Annotated in this window: 27 protein-coding genes; 14 read left to right on the forward strand and 13 right to left on the reverse strand. The window is 68.2% G+C overall.

From position 1 onward, the window contains the following. Window positions 1-1120, forward strand: a 1120-nt coding sequence (locus ACILQR_RS06890) for a carbohydrate porin (RefSeq protein WP_395650722.1), incomplete at its 5' end; no start/stop codon positions are given. Window positions 1121-1124: 4 nt separating this feature from the next. On the opposite strand, the gene ACILQR_RS06895 is transcribed toward ACILQR_RS06890, so the two are convergent. Genes ACILQR_RS06895 through purC form a run of 3 tightly spaced genes read right to left on the reverse strand, consistent with a single transcriptional unit; the run spans window position 1125 to window position 2635 of the window. After that, entirely contained in the window at window positions 1125-1589 is a 465-nt protein-coding gene (locus ACILQR_RS06895) for a YbhB/YbcL family Raf kinase inhibitor-like protein (RefSeq protein WP_395650723.1), read from the reverse strand. A gap of 51 nt (window positions 1590-1640) precedes the next feature. Further along, a complete protein-coding gene (gene purS / locus ACILQR_RS06900; protein WP_395650724.1) occupies window positions 1641-1877 on the reverse strand; it encodes a phosphoribosylformylglycinamidine synthase subunit PurS in 237 nt (78 codons plus the stop codon). Continuing rightward, entirely contained in the window at window positions 1877-2635 is a 759-nt protein-coding gene (gene purC, locus ACILQR_RS06905; RefSeq protein WP_271144842.1) for a phosphoribosylaminoimidazolesuccinocarboxamide synthase, read from the reverse strand. The genes purS and purC overlap by 1 nt, the downstream gene beginning before the upstream one ends. Before the next feature lie 313 nt (window positions 2636-2948). Between purC and ACILQR_RS06910 the strand changes: the two genes are divergently transcribed. Further along, the gene (locus ACILQR_RS06910) at window positions 2949-3272 is read left to right on the forward strand and encodes a DUF1476 domain-containing protein (RefSeq protein ID WP_292154442.1); all 324 of its coding nucleotides are present in this window, start codon (window positions 2949-2951) and stop codon (window positions 3270-3272) included. A 52-nt stretch (window positions 3273-3324) separates the two neighbouring features. Here the strand turns inward: ACILQR_RS06910 and ACILQR_RS06915 are convergent, their stop codons facing one another. The 4 genes from ACILQR_RS06915 to purB all read right to left on the reverse strand — a co-directional run bounded on the left by ACILQR_RS06915 (window position 3325) and on the right by purB (window position 7032). Beyond that, on the reverse strand, window positions 3325-3894 hold the full coding sequence (locus ACILQR_RS06915) for a fasciclin domain-containing protein (protein WP_395650725.1): 570 nt from the start codon (window positions 3892-3894) through the stop codon (window positions 3325-3327). A gap of 252 nt (window positions 3895-4146) precedes the next feature. Then, on the reverse strand, window positions 4147-4770 hold the full coding sequence (locus ACILQR_RS06920) for a fasciclin domain-containing protein (RefSeq protein ID WP_395650726.1): 624 nt from the start codon (window positions 4768-4770) through the stop codon (window positions 4147-4149). Window positions 4771-4888: 118 nt separating this feature from the next. Beyond that, a complete protein-coding gene (locus tag ACILQR_RS06925) occupies window positions 4889-5380 on the reverse strand; it encodes a DNA-deoxyinosine glycosylase (protein ID WP_395650746.1) in 492 nt (163 codons plus the stop codon). 353 nt (window positions 5381-5733) lie between these two features. After that, window positions 5734-7032 carry an adenylosuccinate lyase gene (gene purB, locus ACILQR_RS06930; RefSeq protein ID WP_395650727.1) on the reverse strand — a complete coding sequence of 433 codons (1299 nt, stop codon included), beginning with the start codon at window positions 7030-7032 and terminating at the stop codon, window positions 5734-5736. A gap of 136 nt (window positions 7033-7168) precedes the next feature. Between purB and ACILQR_RS06935 the strand changes: the two genes are divergently transcribed. Together ACILQR_RS06935 and ACILQR_RS06940 are read left to right on the forward strand one after the other, a co-directional pair. After that, entirely contained in the window at window positions 7169-7819 is a 651-nt protein-coding gene (locus tag ACILQR_RS06935; RefSeq protein ID WP_395650728.1) for a glutathione S-transferase, read from the forward strand. Between the two features lie 66 nt (window positions 7820-7885). Further along, window positions 7886-8008, forward strand: a complete 123-nt coding sequence (locus tag ACILQR_RS06940; RefSeq protein ID WP_395650729.1) for a hypothetical protein — start codon at window positions 7886-7888, stop codon at window positions 8006-8008. A gap of 4 nt (window positions 8009-8012) precedes the next feature. Here the strand turns inward: ACILQR_RS06940 and ACILQR_RS06945 are convergent, their stop codons facing one another. Continuing rightward, complete coding sequence (locus ACILQR_RS06945) at window positions 8013-9761, reverse strand: lytic transglycosylase domain-containing protein (RefSeq protein ID WP_395650730.1); 1749 nt, start codon at window positions 9759-9761, stop codon at window positions 8013-8015. Between the two features lie 509 nt (window positions 9762-10270). Next, window positions 10271-11053, reverse strand: coding sequence for a uracil-DNA glycosylase (locus ACILQR_RS06950; protein ID WP_395650731.1), 783 nt, complete (start codon window positions 11051-11053; stop codon window positions 10271-10273). 94 nt (window positions 11054-11147) lie between these two features. Here ACILQR_RS06950 and ACILQR_RS06955 point away from each other — a divergent pair, with 94 nt between their 5' ends. The 10 genes from ACILQR_RS06955 (at window position 11148) to ACILQR_RS07000 (ending at window position 23514) form a co-directional block, all read left to right on the forward strand. After that, entirely contained in the window at window positions 11148-12905 is a 1758-nt protein-coding gene (locus ACILQR_RS06955) for an electron transfer flavoprotein-ubiquinone oxidoreductase (protein ID WP_395650732.1), read from the forward strand. 11 nt (window positions 12906-12916) lie between these two features. Beyond that, window positions 12917-13558 (forward strand): dihydrofolate reductase family protein, encoded by a 642-nt coding sequence (locus tag ACILQR_RS06960; RefSeq protein ID WP_395650733.1) that lies wholly within the window; start codon window positions 12917-12919, stop codon window positions 13556-13558. 60 nt (window positions 13559-13618) lie between these two features. Beyond that, window positions 13619-15535: a tetratricopeptide repeat protein gene (locus ACILQR_RS06965; RefSeq protein WP_395650734.1), complete on the forward strand. Its 1917-nt coding sequence runs from the start codon at window positions 13619-13621 to the stop codon at window positions 15533-15535. An 8-nt stretch (window positions 15536-15543) separates the two neighbouring features. Beyond that, entirely contained in the window at window positions 15544-16416 is an 873-nt protein-coding gene (locus ACILQR_RS06970; protein WP_395650735.1) for a 4-(cytidine 5'-diphospho)-2-C-methyl-D-erythritol kinase, read from the forward strand. Between the two features lie 211 nt (window positions 16417-16627). After that, window positions 16628-17626 carry a fasciclin domain-containing protein gene (locus ACILQR_RS06975; RefSeq protein ID WP_395650736.1) on the forward strand — a complete coding sequence of 333 codons (999 nt, stop codon included), beginning with the start codon at window positions 16628-16630 and terminating at the stop codon, window positions 17624-17626. A 154-nt stretch (window positions 17627-17780) separates the two neighbouring features. Continuing rightward, a complete protein-coding gene (locus ACILQR_RS06980; RefSeq protein WP_395650737.1) occupies window positions 17781-18677 on the forward strand; it encodes a glycine--tRNA ligase subunit alpha in 897 nt (298 codons plus the stop codon). Next, window positions 18674-19081 carry a hypothetical protein gene (locus ACILQR_RS06985; RefSeq protein ID WP_395650738.1) on the forward strand — a complete coding sequence of 136 codons (408 nt, stop codon included), beginning with the start codon at window positions 18674-18676 and terminating at the stop codon, window positions 19079-19081. Before ACILQR_RS06980 ends, ACILQR_RS06985 begins: the two co-directional genes overlap by 4 nt. Then, window positions 19078-19581, forward strand: coding sequence for an endonuclease domain-containing protein (locus ACILQR_RS06990; protein WP_395650739.1), 504 nt, complete (start codon window positions 19078-19080; stop codon window positions 19579-19581). Before ACILQR_RS06985 ends, ACILQR_RS06990 begins: the two co-directional genes overlap by 4 nt. Next, window positions 19581-21911, forward strand: coding sequence for a glycine--tRNA ligase subunit beta (gene glyS, locus ACILQR_RS06995; RefSeq protein WP_395650740.1), 2331 nt, complete (start codon window positions 19581-19583; stop codon window positions 21909-21911). The genes ACILQR_RS06990 and glyS overlap by 1 nt, the downstream gene beginning before the upstream one ends. Window positions 21912-21987: 76 nt before the next feature. Then, the gene (locus ACILQR_RS07000) at window positions 21988-23514 is read left to right on the forward strand and encodes a carboxylesterase/lipase family protein (protein ID WP_395650741.1); all 1527 of its coding nucleotides are present in this window, start codon (window positions 21988-21990) and stop codon (window positions 23512-23514) included. Here ACILQR_RS07000 and ACILQR_RS07005 read toward each other — a convergent pair. The 4 genes from ACILQR_RS07005 to ACILQR_RS07020 form a co-directional block, all read right to left on the reverse strand. Continuing rightward, a complete protein-coding gene (locus ACILQR_RS07005) occupies window positions 23511-24599 on the reverse strand; it encodes a L,D-transpeptidase family protein (protein WP_395650742.1) in 1089 nt (362 codons plus the stop codon). The genes ACILQR_RS07000 and ACILQR_RS07005 overlap by 4 nt on opposite strands. Window positions 24600-24639: 40 nt before the next feature. Continuing rightward, on the reverse strand, window positions 24640-25476 hold the full coding sequence (locus tag ACILQR_RS07010; RefSeq protein WP_395650743.1) for an SGNH/GDSL hydrolase family protein: 837 nt from the start codon (window positions 25474-25476) through the stop codon (window positions 24640-24642). Then, complete coding sequence (locus tag ACILQR_RS07015; RefSeq protein ID WP_395650744.1) at window positions 25473-25640, reverse strand: hypothetical protein; 168 nt, start codon at window positions 25638-25640, stop codon at window positions 25473-25475. Before ACILQR_RS07015 ends, ACILQR_RS07010 begins: the two co-directional genes overlap by 4 nt. A gap of 94 nt (window positions 25641-25734) precedes the next feature. After that, the coding region (locus ACILQR_RS07020; protein WP_395650745.1) for an SIMPL domain-containing protein at window positions 25735-25927 on the reverse strand (193 nt) is incomplete at its 5' end.

The following is a 25927-nucleotide window of genomic DNA, read 5'->3' on the forward strand; positions in this document are numbered from 1 at the left end:
GGACGACTTCTCGGACGCCGGGTCCGATGGACCGGTCTGGCAGTGGCAGTCCGCCTACACCGCCGACGTCATCGGCGTGGTTGACGGCATGGACTCCCGTGCCGGCCAGTTCCTGGACAATTTCGACGCCTCGCTGGACGGCGATCTGGAGCGGCAGTTCGGCTGGCGTGGGGCCCGCGTCCATTTCAGCCTCCTGGCCAACGGCGGAGGTGAGCCGAACGCCGTCGCCGGCACGCTCCAGGGCTATGACAATATCGAGGTCGAGGCCCAGGGCGTGCGCCTGTACGAAGCCTGGATCGAACAGGATCTGGCCGACGGCCGCGCCTCGATTCTGGCGGGCCTGTATGACGTGAACAGCGAGTTCTATGTCACCGAGGCCTCCGACCTGCTGCTGGCCCCTCCGTTCGGGATCGGGTCGGAGCTGGCGGCGACCGGGCCGAACGGTCCGGCGATCTTCCCCTCGACCTCTCTGGCGGCGCGGATTCGCATCGGATCGACGGACGGCTTCCATGTTCAGACCGCCGCGGTGAATGCCCGGGCCGGGACGATCGGTGACGAGGGCGGCGTCGACACCACGATGGATGACGGCATCCTCTACCTCGCCGAGGCGGGTTGGGCGGGGCCGTTGCGGATCGTGGTCGGGGCCTGGCGCTATGGCGAGCGCCAGGAGGATATCCGCGACACCCTGCCGGGCGGCGACCCGGCGCTCAGCGATGCCCAGGGTGCCTATCTGGTCGCGGAAGGCACCGTGTTCGAGGCCGAGGACGCCCCGACGGTTCGCGCCTTCCTGAGGCTGGGCGTTTCGGACGGCGACACCACCGACTTCAAGGGCGGATGGCAGACCGGCCTGCGTGTCGACTCCGTCTTCGACAGCCGTCCCGACAGCGCCTTCTCCATCGGCTTTCACCAGGGCCTGCTGTCCGACAAGTCCATAGCCAACGCCCGGGACGCCGGCACGACGTTCGGCGACGCCGAGGGCGGCATCGAACTGACCTATGCCGACACCCTGGGGCCGTTCACGATCCAGCCGGACCTGCAGTGGATCTACAACCCCGGCGGTGACAAGGACCGCGCCCCGATCCTGACCGCCGGCCTGCGCCTCATCTTCACGCTCAGATAGGCCTTCAGCCCTTGTTCTCGTAGGTCGCGGTGATCGTGGCCTTGGCGAGGGTGTGGAAGAACAGGTTGAAGCCGAACACCGCCCCGGAGTTTTCGGGCGTGACGTCGAGCGTCTCCACGTCCACGGCGAAGACCGTGAAGATATAGCGATGCGGCCCGTGTCCCGGGGGCGGGGCGGCCCCGCCGAACCCCGCTGGGCCATAGTCGGTGCGCCCCTCGACCGCGCCGGACGGTACGGGCCCGCCGGTCGGGATCTCGCTCACGTCGGCCGTGATGTTCGCCACCGTCCAGTGCCAGAACCCCGACCCCGTCGGCGCGTCGGGATCATAGCAGGTGATGGCGTACGACTTCGTCCCCTCGGGCGCACCGGACCATGCCAGATGGGGCGAGGTGTTCCCAAGGGCCTGCACCTGCGCATCGGGCAGGACGCCGCCGTCGGTGATGTCGTTGGAGGTCAGGGTGAAGGTCATGCGTCGCTCCGTGGGTTCGGCGTCTGAAACGGCCATCGGCACCGGCGGTTGCTAGGCGACCTCGATCCGGTAGCTTTCGATCACCGTATTGGCCAGCAACTCCTCGCACATCTTCTTCGCCTCGGCCTGCGGGTCCTCGACGCCGTCGAGATCGAACTCGATCAGCTTGCCGACGCGGGCATTGGCGACGCCGGCCCAGCCGAGCCCTTTCAGCGCGCCTTCGACGGCCTTGCCCTGGACGTCGAGGACGCCGGGCTTGAGAAAGACGTGAACCTTGACCTTGGCCATCAGTGCAGCCCCCCCTGAATTACCGTCGGCATATCCTTCATGATGCCCAGGCGGCGGGCCACCTCGGTATAGCTCTCGATCACATTGCCCAGGTCGCGGCGGAACCGGTCCTTGTCCATCTTCTCGCCGGTGTTGGAATCCCACAGGCGGCAGGAATCGGGGCTGATCTCGTCGGCCAGGATCACGCGGCTGAAGTCGTTTTCCCACACCCGGCCGAACTCGATCTTGAAGTCCACCAGGGTGATGCCGACCGCGCCGAACATCCCGCACAGATAGTCGTTGACCCGCTGGGTCGTGGCTAGGATGTCGTCCAGCTCGGGACCGGTGGCCCAGTTGAAGGCGGTGATATGCTCTTCGGTCACCATCGGATCGTTGAGCTCGTCCTTCTTGTAATAGAATTCGATGATCGAGCGGGGCAGGGGCGTGCCCTCTTCCTGGCCCAGACGCGTGGCCAGCGAACCGGCGACGACGTTGCGGCACACGACCTCCAGAGGGATGATCTCGACCTCGCGGATCAGCTGTTCGCGCAGGTTCAGCCGCTTGATGAAGTGGTTGGTGATGCCGATGCCGTTCAGGCGGCTCATCACGAACTCGCTGATGCGGTTGTTGATGACGCCCTTGCCCTCGAGCTGGGCCTTCTTCTCGCCGTTGAAGGCGGTGGCGTCGTCCTTGAAATACTGGATCAAGGTGCCGGGCTCGGGCCCTTCGTAGAGGATCTTGGCCTTGCCTTCGTAGATCTTCTTGCGCTTGGTATTCATGTCGATGTCTGGCCGGGTCCCGGAGTTGGGACGGTGTGCGCCACCCCGGAAACGAAAATCGCGCAGCCTGCGCAGGGCCTTGGGGCCAGGTCAGGGCGGCGCGATAAGGAATCGACGGGCGCAGTAAAGAACGTGGCTGTCCCTTAGCGGAACTGGCCCCGCGATACAAACGAACGGCGCCTTGCAGCGGGCCGGGGTGTGGCGATCCGCGCGTTTCTGCGAACCGTTGTCAGTTGCCTTGCGCGCGCGTGCGGCTATAGACCAGCCGTGCGAGACCCAGGCTTTGGTCCGCGGCAGGAGCGTTCGACGACCCATGACGACCTTCGACGATCGGGAAAAGGGCTTCGAGTCCAAATTCGCCCTCGATCAGGACCAGGAATTCAAGGCCATGGCCCGCCGCAACAAGCTGCTGGGCCTGTGGGCTGCCGAGAAGATGGGCCTAAGCCCCGACTCCGCCGAAGACTATGCCAAGGCCGTCGTCCGCGCTGATTTCGAGCAACCCGGCGAGGAAGACGTGTTCCGCAAGATCGCCGGCGACTTCAAGGGCTCGGGCATGACCGTCTCCGAGGGCGAAATCCGCTCCAAGATGGACGAACTCGCCTCCGTCGCCCGCGACCAGGTTCGCGCCGGGGAATAGTCCGGACAAGAAGGGGCCGTCCCGGACGGCCCCAACTGACACGTCCGCTGCTTCAGTGCGGCGTCATCACGCCGTCGATGACGTGGATCACGCCGTTCGACGCATTCACATCCGTCGCGGTGATCCAGAAGCTCTCTCCGGCCGCGTCGTGCAGCCGCAGTCGACCACGCCCTGCGTCCACCGCCGTCAGGCGGCCGCCCTCGACCGTCGTCAGGGTCGCAGAACCCCCACCCACACGCACAGCCGTGGCCAGATCGGCCGCGCTGATCCGACCTGCGACGACGTGATAGGTCAGGATCCGTTGCAGGGCGGCGCGGCGGGCGGGCTGTATCAGGCTCTGGACCGCACCCTGGGGCAGGGTCTCGAATGCTGCGTTCGTCGGCGCGAAGACGGTGAAGGGGCCTGTTCCTGACAACGTATCGACCAGCCGCGCCGCCTGAACTGCGCTGACCAGAGTCGAGAAGTCGGGATTGGCGGCGGCGACAGCCACAAGGGTCATGGCCTGGGCATGACGTGCGGGGCGAGCGGCCTGACGCTCATGCGCGCTGACAGGCAGAGCCGAAACTGAGAGGGCGCAGATGGACAACACACAGGCAGATGGGGCGGCGAGGCGGCGAAACATCGATCTTCTCCTGAAAGACCGCCTCGACCACCGGGCGGTTCAGGATCAGCTACTGTTCGCTCGGTATACCGGATGCGACGGAAAAGATTAAGAAATATCCATATTCGTTGAGCGCGGCCAGGCACGAAAAAGGGCCGCACTCGGGGGAAAGTGCGGCCCTTGCTTCGGGGGCTCGGGGGAAAGCCTCACCCGAAAACTTGCGTCTTGCGCCTCATTGAAATGCGGCACGACGCATTTGGTTCACCGAAAAAATCAGTCCGGCATCACGACGGTGTCGATGACGTGCACGACGCCGTTCGACTGCATGACATCGGCCTGGGTGACACGCGAAGTGCCGCCCTTCTGATCGGTCAGGGTGACCGAGCCGTCGGCGTTGACGTTGGCCGTCAGGGTGTCGCCCTCGACCGTGGTCAGCTCGACCTTGCCACCGTTGGCCTGGGCCTGGGTCGTCAGATCGGCGGCGGTCAGGCGACCCGGAACCACGTGATAGGTCAGGATCTCGGTCAGGTCGGCCTTGCCGGCGGGGGCCATCAGGGCAGTGCGGGTCGCGACCGGCACCTTCTCGAAGGCGGCGTTGTCGGGCGCGAACACGGTGAACGGGCCGGTGCCACCGAGCGTCTCAGCCAGACCGGCGGCCTGGACCGCGCTGACCAGGGTGGTCAGGTTCGGGGCCTTGGCGGCGTTGGTGACGATGGTGTCGGTCGGGCTCATGGCCACGCCGCCGACCATGGAGGCACCGGCAGGAGCGGCAGGAGCCATCGGGGTTTCGATTGCCGTGGCGTCCGCCGGGGCCGGCGTTTCGGCAGGGCTGTTGCAGGCGGCGAGGGCGATCACGCCCATCGAGGCGACGGTCATGGCAAGAATGCGGGATTTCATCGGCGTCTTCTCCTGTTCGGCCGCTGCTGTCGGCGGCGCTGGTAGAGAGACGGTTCAAACTCGCGAAGGATGCACTCTCGATCACGTTTTCGGGTGCGACGCGTGATCGCAGGTGATCTCACTCCAGAGCGACAAAGGGTTTGAGCACGGCCCACCGTTCGACCTTTTCCGCCAACGGTCGTGCATGGGCGGGGCTGGACGAGGGCAGGTCGATCAGGGTCACGCCGCGCCCGTCCAGGACGCGCCGGCCCATCTTCGCGGCCGTGGCCCCGTTGAACGCGACGACCCGGAGCGTGGGCAGGCTATCGATCAGCCCGACCAGATCCGCCGCCTCCGGGGACCGTATCGCCGCATCCAGACTCCCCGCCCGTTCGGCCGAGGCGATGACGTCCCACAGCCCGACGCCCGCGCCCTTCAGCGCGTCCAGCCGATCGAGATAGGCCAGGGCGGCCAGATCACGCCCGATCACCCCGCCGATCAGCCGCCAGAAGGCATTCTGCGGATGCGCGTAGTACTGCGCCGCCTTCAGCGACGCGTCACCGGGCAGGCTCCCGAGGATCAGCAGGCGGGTCTGGTCATCGACGACCGGGCCGAAGGCCAGCTTTTTCAGCAAGAACTCAAGACCCGTTGTCGAACGAGAAGGTCGAGCTCACTTCGGTCCCAGATATGTCCGTGCCGGTGGTCGACACCACCCGATGGGTCTCGGCAATGCATCGGAGAGTCTCAAGGTCTCTGCGCCGGATCGAGGCAGTTTCCACCGCTTCGCACCCGACTAACCTGCCGTCCGACCTGACACGACATCTCAGGCGTGCGGACGCGGCCTTGGAGCCCTCGTGACGATTCAGACATCGCAACATCCCGGCCGGATCGTCGCGATACTGCACTTGTGGCGGCATCAATGCCGCGGGAGGCTCCACGGGAATCGCTGTCTGAAAAGCCAGAAGCAGAAACAGCCACATTTTCTCAGCCCCCGAACACCCGCCTGAACACCGTATCGACGTGCTTGGTATGATAGCCCAGATCGAACAGGGCCTCGAGGTCGGCGTCGGCCACGATCACCTCGGGGTCCTCTTTCAGGAAGTCGAGGAAGTTTCCCTCGCCGCGCCAGACCTTCATCGCGTTGCGCTGAACCGCCGCGTAGCTGTCCTCGCGCGACTGGCCCAGCTGGGTCAGGGCCAGCAGAACGCGCTGCGAGTGGACCAGGCCACCCAGCTTGTCGAGGTTCTTCTGCATGTTCTCCGGATAGACCAGCAGCCGCTCGATCACCCCCGCCAGCCGGTTCAGGGCGAAGTCCAGATGCACCGTCGCGTCCGGCCCGATGCCGCGTTCGACCGAGGAATGGCTGATGTCCCGTTCGTGCCACAGGGCGACGTTCTCCATCGCCGGCACGACCGACGACCGCACCAGCCGCGCCAGGCCGGTCAGGTTCTCGGTCAGGATGGGATTGCGCTTGTGCGGCATGGCCGACGAGCCCTTCTGGCCCTTGTCGAAGAACTCCTCGGCCTCCAGCACCTCGGTGCGTTGCAGGTGGCGGATCTCGGTCGCCAGCCGTTCGATCGACGACGCCACGACGCCCAGCGCCGCGAAAAACGCCGCATGCCGGTCGCGCGGGATGACCTGGGTCGAGACCGGCTCGACGGCCAGCCCCATCTTCTCGGCGACGTATTCCTCCACCGCCGGATCGACGTTGGCGAAGGTGCCCACGGCGCCCGAGATGGCGCAGGTCGCGATCTCTTCCTTCGCCGTCAGCAGCCGCCGCCGCGCACGCTGGAACTCGGCGTGATAGCCGGCCAGCTTCAGCCCGAAGGTCACCGGCTCCGCATGGATGCCATGCGAACGGCCGACCGTCGGCGTGAATTTGTGTTCCTTCGCCCGCGTCTCCAGCGCCACCAGAACCCGATCGACACCGGCGACCAGCAAATCCGCCGCCCGCGCCAGCTGGACCGCGAAACAGGTGTCCAGCACGTCGGATGAGGTCATCCCCTGGTGCAGGAACCGCGCCTCCTCGCCGACCGTCTCCGAGACGTGGGTCAGGAAGGCGATGACGTCGTGCTTGGTGGTCCGCTCGATCTCGTCGATGCGGTCGGCATCCCAGGCCGCATCCTTGCCCTTGGCCCAGATCGCCTCGGCCGCCTCGACCGGAATGACGCCCAGTTCGGCCATCTTCGTGGCGGCATGGGCCTCGATCTCGAACCAGATCCGGTACTTGGTCTCGTTGGACCAGATGGCGACGGCTTCGGGGCGGGAATAGCGCGTGATCATGGGCCGTGCGTGTCGGTCGCGGGTGGCCTTGAGTCAAGCATGGCTTGTGGCTTCGGGCTCCAAACTTTGGCCTGTCGCGGTGGCGTGCCGACGCGAGTCGGGACTATGGACGACACGCACAGACAGGAGCCCCGCCATGGAACTCATCATCGGACCGCGCCGGTTCTCGACCTGGTCACTCCGGCCCTGGCTGGTGCTGAAGCGGTGCGAGGCCGACTTCAGCGTGCGCGAACTCGACTTCAACACCCCCGAAGGCCACGCCGAGATGCTGGCCGCATCGCCGTCCGGCCTGGTGCCGGTGCTGAGGGTCGAGGGCGAGACGATCTGGGATTCGATGGCGATCTCGGTCTGGGCGGCCGAACGCTATCCGCAGGCGAAGCTCTGGCCCGCCGACGCCCACGCCCGCTGGCTGGCCCGCTCGGCGGCCTGCGAGATGCATGGCGGGTTCGGGGCCCTGCGGACCCACTGCACCATGAACCCGGATCACCTGATGGTCGGCGACACCCGCTCGCCGCCGCCCGAGAATGAGGCCGTCGCCGCTGACCTGCGTCGGCTGGTCGGGCTGTGGACCGGAATGCGGGCGCGGTTCGGCGCGAGCGGTGATTTCCTGTTCGGTGACTGGTCGGTCCCCGACGCCTTCTTCACCCCGGTGGCCACGCGCATCCGCCACTACCAGATCGATCTCGGCCTCTATGGCGACACCGACGGTGTCGCCCAGGCCTATGCCGACACCCTGCTGGCCCAACCGGATTTTCTGGAGTGGGAACGGACGGCGCTCGCCGGTTAACCGTCACCGCTCATCGGCCGTTCATGTCACGCCGTTATCTTGAAGTTTCAGACGAGGGGACCCGGCATGAAACGAGACACTCAGACGATCGCCGCCGCCCCGGCGCGTCGCCCTCTGGTCCTGAACGTCTGTCTGGCGCTGCTGATCGGCTGCTGCCTGTGCGCCTCGCTGATCGCCAGCTTATTCTGAGACCTCAGAGACCGCCGGCCGTGGTCGGGGACGCCGCCATCTCGACCGATTGCGGCACGATCGGCTGTGGCGGAGGCGCGACGTAATCCAGGCTGATCGGCACCAGACCGGCCCCCGATGCCACCGCATCCAGGGTGTTCAACGGCCCGCCGAACATCCGCTGATAGATCCAGTAGGCGGCGACGACCTTTTCCACATAGTCCCGCGCCTGGGGCACATCGATCGTCTCGATCAGCAGCAGAGGATCGGGATTGGGACCCAGCTTCCTGAGCGCCGCCAGCATCGGACCGGGCCCGGCGTTATAGGAGGCCACCGCCCGCAGCAGGTCGCCCTGGAACTCGGGCCGCGCCAGCATCCGGTTGATGTAGGTCTGGCCCAGACGCATGTTCACGGCCGGGTCGAGCAGACGGGTCGGACTGGTCACGAAACCCCGATCGCCGGTCATCTCGGCCGCCGTCCCCGGCATGACCTGCATCAGGCCGTAAGCCCCGACGGGGGACCGGGCCGAGGCGTTGAAATCGGTCTCCTTGCGCGCCAGGGCATAGACCAGCGCCTTCTCGATGGTGAAACCGCCCTCGGGGGCCAGTTCCGGCGTGGCGAACCGGCTGGCGTCGATGGTGCGCACCGAGGTGTCGTCGCTCATGACGCGCGGCCCCAGCGTCCGGGCCAGGGTCAGCCACATGCCGCGCGCCGTCTCGCCGACGGCGGAGCGCAGGCCGGTGGTCAGGGCCTCGCGGGCATCCGAGCGGCGCCCGACCTCGAGGAAGGCCACGGTGCGGCGCGCCTGGGCATCCGACTGGATGAAGCTGTTCAGGGCGCGGGAGTCGCCGCCGGCTTCGGTGAACGACGCCTGCTGGAACCCGCCGCCCGAATAGGGCACGGGCGAATAGGGGCGGGGACCCTGGTTCTGGACCGGCGGCTCCTCGCCGAGCTGACGCAGGGCGACCTGGCCATAGAAGGTGGCGGGCCATTGGGCGGACAGGCGCAGGAATTCGGTGACCCGGTTCTGGCGGCCGGACTGACCGGCGGCCTTGGCAGCCCAGACCCCGGCCCCGGCGCGGACCCAGGGGTCCTCCGTCGGGTCAGCCGCGACGCGCTCGAACGCCTGGAACGAGCGGGCATAGTCGCCCATCCGATAGGCCGCGAGCCCCGCGACCCACCAGTCGCCGATCTGGACCCCGGTGACATAGGCACCGTTCAGGTCGTCGTGGTTCAGCATGACCCGCGCGGCCTTGGCCGGGTCGTTCTCGGTATTGCCGCCCCCGGAGACCCCGATCGCCTCGGCCACGCTGGACCAGGTGCGGCCGCTGACACCCGCCGGGCGCCGGGGTTCCGCCGCGCCGTCGGGCAGGCGACGAAGCGCCAGGGCATAGACCCGCTGGGCCACCGGCAGGTCGGCATAGTCCTCGAGCCAGGCCGCCAGCTCGTCATAGGTGGCGACGTGGTCGGGGTGGAACAGCCGCTCGAACTCGACCTGACCCAGCAGCACCCGGTCATTGGCCTGGCGCGCCGACATCCGGGCCAGCTCCAGATCGCCGCGCCGCAGGGCGTCGAAGGCGGTGGTGTAGCTCAGGCGGTCGGCGTTGCTCAGGGCCTTGGGCTGACCGTCGTCGATCACGGCCTCATCGACGGCTGCCTCGCTGGACACCGCCGAATCGTCAGCCATCGCACCCGTCGCCATAGCCCCGGAGGCGATGGCGGCCAGGACTACGGCCAGCGTCAGCGCGAACATCGCGCGGCGGAAATCATACATAGGCGGCGGCCTCTTCGTGCAACGCGTCTCCCGTCTCGATTCAGGATCAGCGCGTCGTTTTGCGATCGGTCGTCAATCGCTGACTATGCCGCAACACGGCACCGGTCTCAATCACGTGTACGTCAGGGCGCGAACGACAGGGTTAATCCGTGTGCGGCGTGATGTCGCTGCCCGCGTTGTCGAGCCGAAATTCGATCTTTGTCATCCCGGCCGCAGCGAAGGGAAGAGCCGGCTTGTCATCCCGGCCGTAGCGAAGCGAAGAGCCGGGACGTTGGAGGCGCAGCTTCGATCTCCCGGAAATCGCGCCAGCGATTGTCCGGGAGACAGCCTGACTGCCCACTGCCGTTTCCCGGATAGCCGCTTCGCGTCTTCCGGGATGGGTTCGAGCAAGTCCTTACGTCCCGGCTCTTCGCTTCGCTGCGGCCGGGATGACAAGATTTGCGGGGTGATCTGACCCGCGAAGCGATCGGCGAGATGCTCTCGGCCTCTCGATCCCTGCGGCGTAGATATTACTCGATATCGTCCAGCATCGCCGCGACCGCCAGAACATCAGCCCACGCCTGCTTCTTGGCCTGTCCCTGCTTCAGCAGGAAAACAGGATTCAGCGTCACCCGCACCGGCGCAGACACATTGCCTTCGCCCAGCCGCCACTCGCGCCAGTCGCCGCGCAGCGCCATCACCGTCTCGGCCGACTTCAGCACCGACCGGGCCGGGGCCGCCCCCAACAGCAGCACAGCGCGCGGCTTCAGCAGCTCCAGCGCCCGCTCCACGAACGGCAGACAGGCCGCCTGTTCCTCGGGCGCGGCGGGCCGGTCGCCTGGCGGCCGCCAGAAGACGGCGTTCATCCGGTAGGTCCGGTCCTTCAGGCCTGCGGCCCCCAGCATGGCGTCCAGCAACCGCCCCGCCTTGCCCGCAAAAATGTCGCCGCTGTCGTCTTCTTCGAGCCCCGGCGCGGCCCCGATGACCAGCAGGTCGGCATCCGCCGGTCCTCCGCCGACCACGGCCCGCCGTGCGCCCTGCTGCTTCAGCCCGCACCCGTCGAAGCTGGCGGCCGCCGCCATCAAGGCCTCCAGCGTCGTCGCGGCCTGGGCGACATGGCGCGCCTCGGCGACGCAATCCGCTGCATTGGGGGCGGCGGCGACCGAGGCCGTGGCCTTCAGGACGGCCTTGCGCGGGGCGGGCAGTTCGACGTGGGTCCGGTCCACCGCCGCATCGAGGTAGCAGGCCTCGACGCCCGCATCCCGCCAGAAGGCGAGCAGGCTCTCGGCGGCTGCGACATCGATCGTCTGCATAATATCCCTACTCGCGAGTAGAGATCGGGCTTGACCTCCCTCGCGTCACGTTCTGATAAGCGTATAACCACTCGAAGGAAACGGGATCAGGATTATGGCCGAGGACACACGCGAGGGCGGCGCCACCAGTGCGCGCCAGGAAGCCATCCTCGACAATCTGCCGCCGCTGGAGGCGCTGCAAGGCGTCGAGCGCGAGGTCATGGAATATGACGTCGTCATCGTCGGCGGCGGCCCCGCCGGCCTGTCGGCCGCCATCCGCCTGAAACAGCGCGCCGAAGCGGCCGGGACCGAGATCAACGTCGCCGTGCTGGAAAAGGCGGCCGAGGTCGGGGGCCATATCCTGTCGGGCGCCGTGATCGATCCTAAGGCGCTGAACGAACTGTTCCCGGACTGGAAGGACCGCGGTTGCCCGCTGGAAACCCCCGTCACCGAGGACCGGTTCATGGTGCTGGGCCCGGCGGGTCAGGTCAGCCTGCCGATGGCGATGCTGCCGCCCATGATGCACAACGACGGCTGCTACATCGCCTCGCTCGGCAACGTCGCGCGCTGGCTGGGTGAACAGGCGGAGGCGCTGGGCGTCGAGGTCTATCCCGGCATGGCCGCCAGCCACGTCGTCTGGGAAGAGGAGACGGGTCGCGTGAAGGGCGTCGTCGCCGGCGTCTTCGGCATCGACAAGCACGGTGCCCCGACCGGTGACTTCCAGCCCGGCATCGAACTGCACGGCAAATACGTCTTCATCGCCGAGGGCGTGCGCGGGTCGCTGGCCAAGACCATCATGGCCCGCCACAACCTGTGCGACAAAGCCCAGCCCCAGAAGTTCGGCATCGGCCTGAAGGAACTGTGGCAGGTCCCGCCCGAAAAGCACCGCCCCGGCCTGGCCCAGCACACCACCGGCTGGCCGCTGGATGAGTTCACCGGGGGGGGCAGCTTCTTGTACCATTTCGGGGACAACTACGTGGCCCTCGGCTACGTCGTTCACCTGAACTACAAGGACCCGTTCCTGTCGCCGTTCGACGAGTTCCAGCGGTTCAAGCACCACCCGGCCATCGCCGATCACCTGGAGGGCGGCACCCGCATCTCCTACGGCGCGCGGGCCATCACCGAGGGCGGCTTCCAGTCGGTGCCCAAACTGGCCTTCCCGGGCGGGGCCCTGATCGGATGCTCGGCCGGCTTCGTGAACGTGCCCCGGATCAAGGGCAGCCACAACGCCATGAAGACCGGCATGCTGGCCGCCGACGCCGCCTACGACGCCGTCATGGCCGGCCGCGAGGGCGACGTCCTGGTCGAGTACCAGGCGGCCTATGAGAACAGCTGGGTCTACAAGGAACTGCGCGGCGTCCGGAATGCCAAACCCTATCTGACCAAGTTCGGCACCACCCTGGGCGGGGCGTTCGGCGTGGCCGAGATGTGGTTCACGTCGCTTACCGGCATCCCCGTCCCCTGGACGATGAAGCACAAGAAGACCGACGCCGCCTCGACCGAGAAGGCGTCGAAGCACAAGCCGCGCGTCTATCCCAAGCCCGACGGCAAGCTGTCGTTCGACAAGCTGTCGTCGGTGTTCATCTCGAACACCAACCACGCCGAGGAACAGCCGGCCCACCTGAAGCTGATCGACCCGTCCGTGCCGATCCGCGTCAACCTGCCCGACTACGGCGAACCCGCCCGACTCTACTGCCCGGCCGGGGTATACGAGGTTGTCTATGCCGACGAGGTGGCGAAGACGGATCCTAAGTTCGTCATCAACGCCCAGAACTGCGTCCACTGCAAAACCTGCGACATCAAGGATCCGTCGCAGAACATCGTCTGGACCACCCCCGAAGGCGGCGGCGGCCCCAACTATCCGAATATGTAGGAGAAGCCCCGATGGGCAGGGTGCGGGTGGCGGGCTTCGCCGTCTCGATCGACGGCTTCGGCGCCGGGCCGGACCAGTCGCTGGAGAACCCGCTCGGCGTGCGGGGCCCAGAACTGCACGCCTGGTATTTCCCGACCCGCACCTTCCAGGCCATGATCGGCAAGGACGGCGGCACCGAAGGGATCGACGACCGTTTCGGCCGCGCCTCCATGACCGGCTTCGGCGCCTTCATCCTGGGCCGCAATATGTTCGGCCCCGTTCGCGGTGACTGGCCGGACGACGTGTGGAAGGGCTGGTGGGGCGACGACCCGCCCTATCACGCCCCCACCTACATCCTGACCCACCACCCCCGGCCCTCGATCGAGATGGAGGGCGGTACCACCTTCCACTTCGTCACCGACGGCATCGAGTCCGCATTGGATCAGGCCCGCGCCGCCGCCGGCGACCTCGACGTCAAGATCGGCGGCGGCGTTTCCACCGTGCGCCAGTACCTGCTGGCGGGAGCGATCGATGAACTGCATCTGGTGGTGTCGCCGGTGATGCTGGGCCGGGGCGAGGCCCTGTTCGCCGGGATCGACCTGCCGGGGCTGGGCTATCGCGTGACGGAAACGGTGGCGACCGAAGCGGCGACGCATGTGGTGCTGACGCGGTAAGCGTCGAGGGATAGCACCGAGGCCCTTGCGGCCGGTCGCTAAAGTGGCGACGTTCGCACCATGACCTTCCGAAGCCTCCGCCTGTCCCTGCTGTCGTTCGCGGCGATCGGCGCCCTGAGCGCCACCGCCGCCGTGGCCCAGGACGCCGCGTCGCCCGAGCGCCCGCCGTCGCCGTCCATCACCCCACTGGGCACTATCCCGGCGCTGTTGCCGACGACGCCCGATGACGAAACGCCGGAGGACGAGGCCCCCGACGCCTCCGCCTCCCTGCCGCCGCCCACGGCCCCCGCCGTCACCCCCATCCCCGCCGTCTGGGCGCCCGCGCCGCGTGACCGTGAGGGGCGCACCGCCTATGGCCTGTACCTCGCGGGGCGTTATCTGGCCGGGCGTTCGGCCGAGGATCAGGCGGGTGCCAACGGCCAGGGTGCCGCCTACCTGTCCGAGGTCCTGGCCCTGACGCCGGAACAGCCCCTGATCCGCGAACAGGCCTTCACCGCCGCCCTTCTGTCCGGCGACCTTGATGACGCCGCCGTCGCCGCCCCCAGCGGGCCCGGCGTCCCGGCGGTGCTGGGCGAGGCCGGACGGCTGGTCGCGGCGGTGCAGGGCTTCGTCCACGGCAATGCCCGCGCCGCCATCGCCGGCATCAAGGCCTCGCCGATCCGCCCGCCCCATGCGGTCGCGGCGCTGCTGGTCCAGCCCTGGATCGCGGCCTCGGCCGGGGACTGGGACCTGGCCCTGCTGTCGCCGTCGCCGGGCGCGACCGATTCCCTCAGCCAGCTGATGCTGTTCCAGCGTGCCCAGTTGCTGGAGCGCCGCCGCCGCAACGACGAGGCGGACGCGGCCTACAAGGCCGTCGCCACGGCCCCCGGTGCCCAGCCGGCCATCGTCATCGGCTATGGTGAGTTCCTGGAGCGCCGCCGCCGTCGCGACGAGGCGGTCGCCGTCTATGACGCCGCCTTGGCCATGCAGCCGACCAACCCGACCCTGATCGCCGCCCGGTCCCGCGCCGAGAGCGGCGGCCGTGCCCCCCGTCTGCCCACCGATCGCCAGGGGGTGGTGCGCGGCCTGCTGCTGGCCTCGGCCTATGCGTCCCAGGGCGGGGCCAATGAGTTCGCCGCCGTCTATACCCGCTTGGCCCTGAACGTGGAGCCCGACGACGGCGTCCGGCTTCAGCTCGCCCGCTATCTGACCCAGGCCGGTCTGGACGCCGCCGCCCGCAATGTGCTGGCCGAGGTCGCGCCTTCCAGCCGCGCCGAGTATGCCGTCGCCCGCGTCCTGATGGGCCAGAGCTTCGGCAAGGACGAACGGCCCGAGGACGCCCTGGCCGAGTTCCAGAGGGCCTTCGCCACAGCCCCCGAAAGCCCCGAGGTCGCCTTCGCCTTGGCCGCCCAGCTAGTCGAGCTGCAACGCAACGACGAGGCCCTGGCCCTGTTGACCGGCCCCGTCCTGGGTGGTGCCAACCCCGCCGGTGAGGTCCGCTTCCTGCGCGGCGCGGCCCTCGAAGGCGCCGGTCGCGTCGCCGAGGCCGAGGCCGAGCTCCAGGCCGCCCTGGCCGACCAGCCGGACCAGCCCGCCTTCCTCAACTACCTGGGCTACCTCTGGGTCGACAACGGCACCCGGGTGGAGGAGGGGGCCGCCCTGATCGCCCGCGCCCACGCCGCCGACCCCGAGGACGGCAATATCCAGGACTCCCTCGGCTGGGCCCAGTTCCGCCAGGGCCAGTTCGACACGGCCGTCGCCACGCTCGAAGAGGCCGTGTCGAAGGAGCCCGCCAACGCCGAGATCAACGACCACCTCGGCGACGCCTACTGGCGGGTGGGCCGTCGTCGTGAGGCGGGCTGGCAGTGGAACCGTGTGCTGACGCTGGACCCCGACGCCGAACGCCGCGCCGAGGTCGAGACCAAGATCGCCGACGGCCTGCCGGACCCGGTGTCCGGCCCGGCGTCCGGGCCCGCGACCGGGGGCGGCGACCTCTGACGGCGGCCGTGCTCACCGCGCTGGCTCCCGCCAAGGTCAACCTGTGCCTGCATGTCGGGCCGGTCCGGGCGGACGGCTATCACCCCCTGGCCAGCCTCGTCGCCTTCGCCGATGTCGGCGACGTGGTCACCGTCGAGCCCGCCGATTGCCTGTCCCTGACCGTCACCGGCCCCTTCGGTGCCGGGCTGGACGGGCAGGGGGACAATCTGATCCTGCGCGCGCTGAGGGCCCTGGGCGAGGCGACGGGGACGGGCGAGCCGCACCTGAAGGTCACCCTGGACAAGCGGTTGCCCATTGCGGCCGGTCTGGGCGGAGGCTCCTCGGACGCCGGTGCCGCTTTGCGTCTGGCGCGGACGGCCTTGGGTCTCGACATCGACGATGCCGCCCTCGAAGCCGTCGCCGCCGTCATCGGTGCCGACGGTCCCATGTGTCTGCGGGCCCGCTCCGCCTGGGCCGAGGGCATCGGCGACCGGCTCATCGACGCGTCCTGGGTTCCGCCCCTGCACGCCGTCCTGGTCAATCCGAGCGTCGCCTGTTCGACCGGTGCGGTCTATCGCGCCTATGACGCCCGGCCCGTCGGCGCGGCCGATCGTCCGGCCGATCCCGCCGACACGACGCCCACCGGCGTGATCCGCTGGCTGGCGGCCCAGCGTAACGATCTGCAGGACCCCGCCCTGACCGTCGCCCCCGCCATCACCGACGCTCTTGCCGACCTCGCGGCCTGCCCCGGCGTCGGGCTTGTGCGCATGTCGGGTTCGGGGGCCACGGTCTTTGCTCTGTTCGAGTCAGCGCAGGACGCGGACGAAACCGTCCGCACACTGGGGGCGCGCCGCCCCGGCTGGTGGGTCACCCGCACCATTCTGGGCCATCAACGGCCGTAAGTCGCCGTTTGAGGCCCTTTCCGGGCAGTCCTGTGACGATCGCCACAGTATAGCTTCTGAATAGCCCCGCGAACGGCAGAGCTTGTTCAGAATATCGCCGTGTCATGGAACTGCCGTCGCGCTTCCGGGTTTTGTCCTCCGAGTAACGTCGAGTAACCGTCCGTGAGTGTCATGCTCGCGGCTCCCCACGTTTACATGAAGGATACCCATCATGCTTCGCACTCGCCTGCTGACCGCTACCGCCGCCGTCGCCCTGTTCGCCGCTCCGGCCGCCTTTGCCCAGAGCGCACCGACGACCGCCCCCGAAACCCCGGCTGAAATGCCCGCAACCTCGCCGGCGACCGCTCCGGCCGCAGCCGCGACCCCCGCCGCATCCGAGGCCGCCTCGGCTCAGACGCCCGCCGCCGCCGGCAACATCATCGATACGCTGAAGGCCAAGGGCGAGTTCTCGACCCTGCTGACCGCGCTGGACAATGCCCAGCTGACCGAAACCCTGCGGACCCAGCCCGCCATCTCGATCTTCGCCCCCACGGACGCGGCCTTTGCCCAACTGCCCGAGGCCGACCGCACGCGCCTGATGGACCCGGCCAACGCCCAGGAGTTGCGCCAGCTGCTGCTCTATCACGTGGTCGTCGCCGACGTGAACTCCAGCCAGATCGAAGGCACTAAGGGTGGCGTCGAAACCGCCGCCCGTACCCAGGTCCAGCTGGACGGCACCGGCGATGCGATCAAGGTCGATGACGCCACCGTCACCATGGCCGACATCGATGCCTCGAACGGCGCGATCTTCGTCATCGACAAGGTGCTGAGCCCCGGTGCCTCCCAGGTCGCCTCGGGCGACGCGGAAGAAGACGCCGCCGCCCCGGCCGAGACGGCCCCGGCCGCCAGCCCGCCCGTGACCCCGCCCGCCTCGACCACCATGGAAGAGGACACGACCGAGGCCGCTCCCCCGGCCGGTGAGGCCGAAATGACCCCGCCCGCCGATGACGCCACGCCGCCGGTCGCTACCCCGCCGGCCTCGGCTCCGTCCACGATGGCACCGTCGAGCATGGCTCCGTCGTCGATGACGCCTTCGACCACGACGCCCCCCGCCCCGACCCCGCCGGTCGAGGGTGACCCGGACAGCGACGACACGGCTCCGACCCCGTCGCCGACGCCCACTCCCAAGCCCGCCCCGGCCCCGGCTCCGGTCCCCACGCCGCAAGGCTAAGGATTGCAGCTGACCCATCCAGGGTCGCCTGACAGCTTCGCCCCGGTCGCCCACGCGACCGGGGCGTTTCTTTGCGCCATTGCCGGGTTTCGTTTTTGCGGCGCTACCTCTAGGGTCCGCCGCCATCCGCCAGCCCTGAAAAAGCCCGCCCGCCTTGCCCCACGCCCAGACTGAACCCCTGTCCTTCCAGGATCTGATCCTGACCCTCCAGCGATACTGGGGCGACAAGGGTTGCGCCCTGTTGCAGCCCTATGACGTCGAGGTCGGTGCCGGCACCCTGCACCCCGCGACCGTCCTGCGCGCGCTCGGCAAGAAGCCGTGGAAGGCCGCCTACGTCCAGCCCAGCCGTCGCCCGGGCGACGGCCGCTATGGCGAGAACCCCAACCGGCTCCAGCACTATTACCAGTTTCAGGTCATCCTGAAGCCCAACCCCGACGACCTCCAGGACCTGTATCTGGGCTCGCTGCGGGCCATCGGCATCGACCCGAAACTGCACGACATCCGCTTCGTCGAGGACGACTGGGAAAACCCCACCGTCGGGGCCTGGGGCCTGGGCTGGGAGGTCTGGTGCGACGGCATGGAGGTGACGCAGTTCACCTATTTCCAGGGCGTCGGCGGCATCGAGGTCGACGTGGTCTCGGGCGAGCTGACCTACGGGCTGGAGCGTCTGGCCATGTACGTCCAGGGCGTCGATAACGTCTATGACCTCAAGTTCAACAAGGATGGCCTGACCTACGGCGAGGTCTTCCTCGAGAACGAACGCCAACAGAGTGAGGCCAACTTCCACGGTTACGACGTCGAGGGGCTGAAACGCCGGTTCGAGGACATGGAGGCCGAAAGCCGCCGCCTGCTCGCCATGACCGGCCCGCAAGGCCAGCAACTGGTCCTGCCCGCCTACGACCAGGTCCTGAAGGCGTCCCACCTGTTCAACCTGATGGACGCCCGCGGTGCCATCGCCGTCGCCGAACGCCAGAGCTACATCGGCCGGATCAGAGACCTGTGCAAGGCGTGCGCGGTGGCCTACGTCGAGCGTGAAAGGGAAGGGGCGTGAGCGACGACAGGGTCGTTCCATTCAAGCGTTCGGCCAGCCAACCGGGGCGCCCGGTGTCCGGTCGTCTGACATTCGCCAACAGCCAGTTGTTCATACCGGTCACGCGAACGAGCTTCGGTCCTCGCTGGGCAGTGAAAGATGGACAGATCGAACTGTCGGATGGATCGTTCGCGCCGATCAGCGTCAGCCTCGTCGCCGAAACCGTGAATGACGCTGGTGAGATGGGTTATCTCGACCGGGAGCACGATGGCTTCGCCGGAGAGTTGGCTGTCGGCACCGACTATGCGCAGTTGCTTCGGCATGCGGCCTTCAGCCCGGTGCCCCATCAATTTACGGTCGATGTCTCCGTGACCGCTGGCGGCGAGGTTGTCGAACTGAAGCTTGGACTGGAGCGCACGGCGTGACCGTCATCGACGACGGTGCTCCCTTCCCCCTTGATGGGGGAAGGGGTGGGGATGGGGGTAACACCCCATCCGCAAGGCCGCGCCATCTGAACCGCGCGGTCGATCGCGCTCGGCGTCTGCGGCGCGAACAGACCTATCCGGAAAAGGTCCTGTGGGCCGACCTGCGCAAGCTCAAGATCAACATTCGTCGACAGTCCCCAATCGGCCGCTTCATCGTGGATTTCGTCCATCACGACAGCCGTCTCGTCATCGAGGTGGACGGGCCGCATCACGAAACGCCCGAGGCGATCGCCTATGACGCCCGTCGCACGGCATGGCTCGAAAGTCAGGGCTACCGCGTCCGACGCTTCTCTACACGGCAGGTCGTGGACGATCGCGAGGCCGTTCTGACGGCGATCACGGCGGACATGCTGTCACCCCCATCCCAACCCTTCCCCCATCAAGGGGGAAGGGCTCTTTTCCGCGCCCGTGATCAATGGGTCCGAGACGACGAAACCTGATGCCCCAACTCCTCCTCGAACTGTTCTCCGAAGAAATCCCCGCCCGGATGCAGGCGGGTGCCGCGCGTGATCTCGAACGCATGGCGACCGAACGGCTGAAGGCCGCCGGCCTGACCTGGGATGCCCTGACCACTTATGCCGGTCCGCGCCGCCTGACTCTGCTGATCGAGGGCCTGCCGACCGCCACGCCCGATCGCGCCGAAGAGATCAAGGGCCCCCGCGCCAACGCCCCGGAACAGGCGCTGGAGGGCTTCCTGCGCAAGACCGGCCTGACGCGCGACCAACTGACCGAGCGCGACGGCGTCCTGTTCGCCGTCATCAATGAGGCCGGCCGTCCGACCCCCGCCGTCATCGCCGAGACGGTTGAGGCCATCGTCCGCAACTTCCCCTGGCCCAAGTCGATGCGCTGGGCCGACGCGACGCTGCGCTGGGTGCGGCCGCTGAAGCGGATCGTCTGCCTGTTCGACGGGGCCGTGGTGCCCTTCGTCATCGACGACGGCGCGCCGCCTCCGACCCGGGACGACGTGCTGCGCGGCATCGCATCAGGCGACACCACCGAGGGCCACCGGTTCATGGGCACGGGCCGCCCGCTGAAGGTCCGCGACTTCGCCGACTATCGCAAACAGCTCGAAGCCAACCACGTCATCCTCGACGTCGCCGATCGCAAGCTGAAGATCCTCGAGGGGGCTCGCGCCGCCTGCCACGCGCGGGGGCTGGAACTGGTCGATGACGACGGCCTGCTGGACGAGGTCGCCGGTCTCGCCGAATGGCCGACGCCGATCCTGGGCGACATGGACCCGCAGTTCCTCGACCTGCCGCCCGAGGTCGTCCGCCTGTCGATGAAGGTCCACCAGAAGTATTTCGCCGTGCGTGACCCCGCCACCGGCAAGCTGGCCCCCAATTTCCTCGTGGTCGCCAATGTTGAGGCCTCCGACGGCGGCGTGGCCCTGGCCGCCGGCAACAGTCGCGTCCTGTCCGCCCGCCTGAACGACGCCCGCTTCTTCTGGGACGAGGACCTCAAGACCGGCTTCGACGCCTGGAACGCAAAGCTTCAGGGCGTCACCTTCCACGCCAAGCTCGGCACCCTGGCCGAACGCGTCGATCGCATCGCCGCCCTCGCCCGCGAGATCGCCCCTTTGGTCGGTGCCGACCCGGCCGAGGCCGAACAGGCCGCCCGCCTCGCCAAGGCCGACCTGGCGTCGGGCATGGTCGGGGAGTTCCCGGAACTGCAGGGCGTCATGGGCGGATACTATGCGCGCGCCTTCGGTCAGTCCGACGCCGTCGCCGATGCCATCCGCGACCACTACAAGCCCCAGGGCCCCGCCGACACGGTCCCCACCGCGCCCCTGACGGTCGCCGTCGCCCTGGCCGACAAGCTCGACACCCTCGTCGGCTTCTTCGCCGTCGACGAAAAGCCCACCGGCTCCAAGGACCCGTTCGCGCTGAGGCGTGCGGCGTTGGGTATTGTACGCATCGTGCTTGACAGCGGTCAGAAGATTTTTCTTCGCCAGATCGTCGAAACCGCACTTCGTGGGGTAGCAGAGACCTTCGCACAAACGCGACGCTATACAGTGGTAAAGCGCGGCGCGGTGGCACTAGCCGAAAGCGGCCCTCACGGCGTCAACCTGCAAGACACTCGGTTGGCTTCGTTGAGCGAAATTATAGATGGGCCGCCCGAAGGGCATACGCTTATCCGGATGGATGACCCTAAGCCGTCCGACACCGACGTGGTCTTCAGCGATACGTCTAGCCTACGCATCAAGTATGATTCTCAAGGGACGGTTGCGGCCGGCCTAGTTGGACAAGCTTCCGATGTTCTAGCCTTCTTCGCCGACCGCCTGAAAGTCCTCCTCCGCGATCAGGGCAAGCGGCACGACCTGGTGGATGCCGTCTTCGCGCTCGGCGACGACGACCTCGTCCGCATCGTGCGTCGGGTCGAGGCGTTGGACGCCTTCCTCGCCACTGACGACGGGGCCAATCTGCTGGCCGGCTACAAGCGCGCGTCTAACATCCTCAAGGCCGAGGCCAGGAAGGGCGATATCCCCACCGGCATGGTCCAGACCGGCCTGCCCAACCAGCCCGAGGCCGAGACCACGCTCGCCTTCGCCGCCGACGCCGCCCGCACCGCCGTCGACACCGCCCTGGACACCGAGGACTTCGCCGCCGCCATGACCGCGCTCGCCCGTCTGCGCGCGCCGGTGGATGCGTTTTTCACGGACGTGATGGTCAACTCCGAGGTGGCCGAGGAACGCGACAACCGGCTGAAACTGCTGGGCCAGGTGCGGGACGTGATGGGCAAGGTCGCGGATTTTGGACTGGTCTCCGGCTGACCCCTCTCCCGGCGGGAGAGGGATCGGTGTCTTACTTCTGCTCCTCCTGCTCGGCGGCTGCATCGCGCATCCGGGGATGGCGCGTCACGTCCGGTTCGCCGCCGACGCCCGGCCGGTACTCGCGACGACCCAGGCCGGGACCCTGCGTGGGGTCGAGGGCGACGGCGTCCGCGCCTTTCTCGGTGTGCCCTATGCCGCGCCGCCGAAGGGCGAATACCGCTGGCGCGCGCCCCGTCCGCCCGAGCCGTGGACCGGCATTCGCGACGCCCAGCGGATCGGCGCCGACTGCACCCAGGCCCTCGGCCGCGAGGCGGTGCTGGGCGGGGGAGGCGGGATCGTGGTGGGGTCGGAGGACTGTCTGTTCGTCAACGTCTATGCCCCCGCCGCAGCGAGCCCGACGCCGCGTCCGGTCATGGTCTATCTGCACGGCGGGGCCTTCACGATCGGGGCGGGGGCCAACTATGACCCCAGCCGCCTGGCCCGCGAGCAGGGCCGGGTGGTGGTTACGGTCAACTTTCGGCTCGGCGCCCTGGGGTGGCTGGCCCATCCCGGTTTCGAGGACGGTCCGGGCGGCAACTACGGTTTGATGGATCAGCAGGCGGCCCTGCGTTGGGTCCAGGCCAATATCGCGGCGTTCGGCGGCGACCCCGGCGACGTCACCCTGTTTTCCGAAAGTTCGGGTGCCTGGAGCGCCTGTTATCTGATGGCCGCGCCGTCGTCGCAGGGGCTCTACAGGCGGGTGATCCTGCAATCCGGGCCGTGCCTGGAGCCGTCGTCGCTGAACGCCGCCGCCGATCAGGTCGAGCCCGGGCGCTTGTTTGCCGAACGCCTGGGCTGCACGGGCGAAGGGGCCGTCGCCTGCCTGCGCCGTCTGCCGGCCCGGACGCTGGCCCGCGCGGCCTCCACGCGGTCGGGGATCAATGGTCCTGGATCGTGGGGGCCGGTCTATGGTGACGCGCTTGTCCCGATCAGCCCTGCCGAGGCCTTCGCCACCGGCCGGTTCGTCCGCACGCCGGTCGTCGTCGGCACCAACCTGGACGAGGGCCGGCTGTTTGCGGTCGAGGTGCGGGACATGGAGCGTTATGCCGACGAGACCCTGTGGCTCTATGGCGACGCGGGGCCCCGGGTGCTGGAACGCTATCCGGTCGGCCCCGAGGGCCCGGCCGTTGCGATCGCGCAGAGTTTCACCGACAGCCGGTTCGCCTGTCCCTCCGATGCCCTGCGGCGGGTGCTGGCGAAATGGGTCCCGACCTATGGCTACGAGTTCGCCGACCGCCGCGCGCCCATCCGCTTACCGTCCTGGATCACTGGCCTGGACATGGGGGCCTATCATGCGTCGGAAGCGACCTATGTGTTCGGGACGTCCTGGCTGTTTGCCGACACCGGAGCCTGGGATGCCGACCAGCGGGTCCTGTCGGAGCGGATGATGGCACTGTGGGCGGGGTTCGGGCGCGCCGGCTTCGAGGCGGAGTGGCCCCGCGTCCTGACCGGTGGCGACCCGGTCAAGGTCTTCGACCCCGCCGGAGACCGCATGGACGACGCCTTCTTCGCCCGACACCAGTGCGAGTTCTGGGGAGGGACGGCGTTGGGGGCACCGGTCTAGACGAACCGGACGGGCACGCCAGGCTTGACCGCCGCCGCCAGCTGTTCGGCGTCCCAGTTGGTCAGGCGGACGCAGCCATGGCTGGCGGTCTTGCCGATCTTGGACGGGTCGGGCGTGCCGTGGATGCCGTAGGTGTCGCGCGACAGGTCGATCCAGACGCTGCCGACCGGATTGTTCGGCCCCGCGGGCACAGTCACCCGCTCGCCCTTGCCGAAGGTCAGGCGCGAGGGGTCGTAGAGATAGTCGGGCTCGGGCGCCACGCCCGTCACGGTCAGGCTGCCCGACGGCGACAGGTTGTCGCCGCTGCCGATCGTCGCGGGATAGAAGGCGACCAGGGTTCCGGCGGCGTCATAGGCCTTGACCGCCTTCTCGGCCTTGTCGACCTCGATCCGCGCGACCTGGGGCAGGGGGCGGTCGATTAGCGACGGGACCAGTATGGCCACGCCGGCGCGGGTGAAATCCACCGACGGGTTCAGGGCCTGAAGCAGCTCTTCGGACATGTGGAACCGCTCGGCGATCCGTTCGCGGGCGGTGGAGAAGTTCGTGCCTTGGGCGGCCTGGACCGACAGGTCTTCGCCGGCCGGGGGTGGGCTGAAAGGGCCGCCGACGTCGGCCGGGGTCAGGGCGTATTCCGTCATCACGGGCTGGGCGTCGGTCGTGGCCAGGGACTGGATCAGGGCTGCATCGACGGCGTCGCCGGTGCCGAGCCCCTTCGCCTCGCGATAGGCGGCGATGGCCTGGCGCACGTTCTCGCCATGCAGGCCGTCGATGACGCCGGGGGAGAAGGACGAGCGGTCTAGAAGGATCTGCAGCCGGATCATGGCGGGGTCCGGCGGGGTCGTCGCAGGCTGTCCGTTCGGTGACGCAGGGGCCGGCGTTGTCGGCGCAGCGGCCGGTTGCGCGCTCGGCATCGCCTGTTCGATCTGGTCGGGGGTGAACAGGCCCGGCGCGGCCCGAACCTGGGCAGACGCACCGGGTGCATTGCCACCGGCCTTTGCGCCCTCACCCGGATCATTCGCCCCGCAGGCCGCCAGCGGCAGGGCGACGGTCAGCAGGAGGGCGAGGTGGTGGGGACGCAGACGCATGAAAACACTCGAAGAAGGCCGGACTGGCCCTATCAAGGTCTCAACGCGTCGAGCGTTCCGTAGAAGGTTCTGCCACGGCCTGGGCCAGGCCCTCGGCGGTCATCGCGGCCCAGCAGGCATAGCCGTCGTCGTTCATGTGGATGTCGTCCGGACCGATGCCACCCCGGTTCAACTGACCCCAGTCGCGCATGGCCTCGAACCGGCGCTGGACGGCGTATCCGATCCGGCTGCCCTCGACCGCGATCAGCCGCGCCGTCTCGTCCAGAAGGGGGTTTCGCCCCGGAAAGTTAACCGCGTTCTCGGGCAGGCGCTGTGGATCGACCAGCAGCACATCGACATTATAGCGCGCCAGGATCGCCTCGCCGCGCTGGATGTCGGCCATGATGTCGTTCCAGGGTCGAGCCCGCAGCACGTCATTGGTGCCAAGTTGCCAGATCACCAGATCGGGCTGAAAGCGCTGAATCTCGGCCTCCAGCCGATCCACGGTCTCGCGCGCGGTCTCGCCGCCGATGCCACGGTTCCAGACGTTGATGGCCACGGTCGGCAACCGTGCCCGCAGGTCGGATTGAAGCAGGGGCACGAACCCCAGCTCGACCCGGCTGGCCCCGATCCCTTCGATGCTCGACGACCCGACGGCCAGTATCGACAGCCGATTTCGGGCCACCGCCGCCCGGCTGCGCACAAGGCCGTCGCCGGCCAGTGTGAGACTGTCGGCGCTGACCGGGCAGGCGGCAGAGTTGGTCGCCGGCTGTTCGGCCGCCGTCGGCAGGGCGGGGGCGGCTGCCTTGGGTGTCAGCGCACGCGCCGTCGAGGCCATGCTCAGCGCCACGAGGGCGCCGAGCCCGGCGGCGGCCAGCAGGATGGTCGTCAGTCTCACCCGTTCTCTTCTCCTGTCGCCGGGTCGGTGGCGGTCTCGCCCGAGTTCGAACTGCCCTCGGAGCCACGCGGCTCGGTCGCGGGACGCGGCGGTTCGCCGTCGCCGGCAGGGCGTTGGTTCTCGGTCTCGGTGGTGCGGTCCTTGGGGCGCTGGGGTTGGGTCATCGTCGTCTCCTGATTAATCACGGCCAGGCCGCCGACGGCAACGTTCGACAGACGCTGTCGGCTCCGCTTGGGAGCCGACTTTGTCGTTCGATGCCTATCTCAGATCATAGACGCCGGTGATGTCGATCTTCACCGACAGTTCGCCGCCCGAGATGGGCGTCGAGTCGCTTTCGGCCATGGCGGCGCGGGCATACATCATCGGCATGGGCTGGGGCGGCTGATATCCCCCGCCCTCGTTCAGCGATCGGATGCCGCCGAGCGTCACGCCCAGGGCCTCGGCATAGAGC

The organism is Brevundimonas sp. (assembly GCF_044239655.1).
In the GTDB taxonomy this organism is placed as follows: domain Bacteria; phylum Pseudomonadota; class Alphaproteobacteria; order Caulobacterales; family Caulobacteraceae; genus Brevundimonas.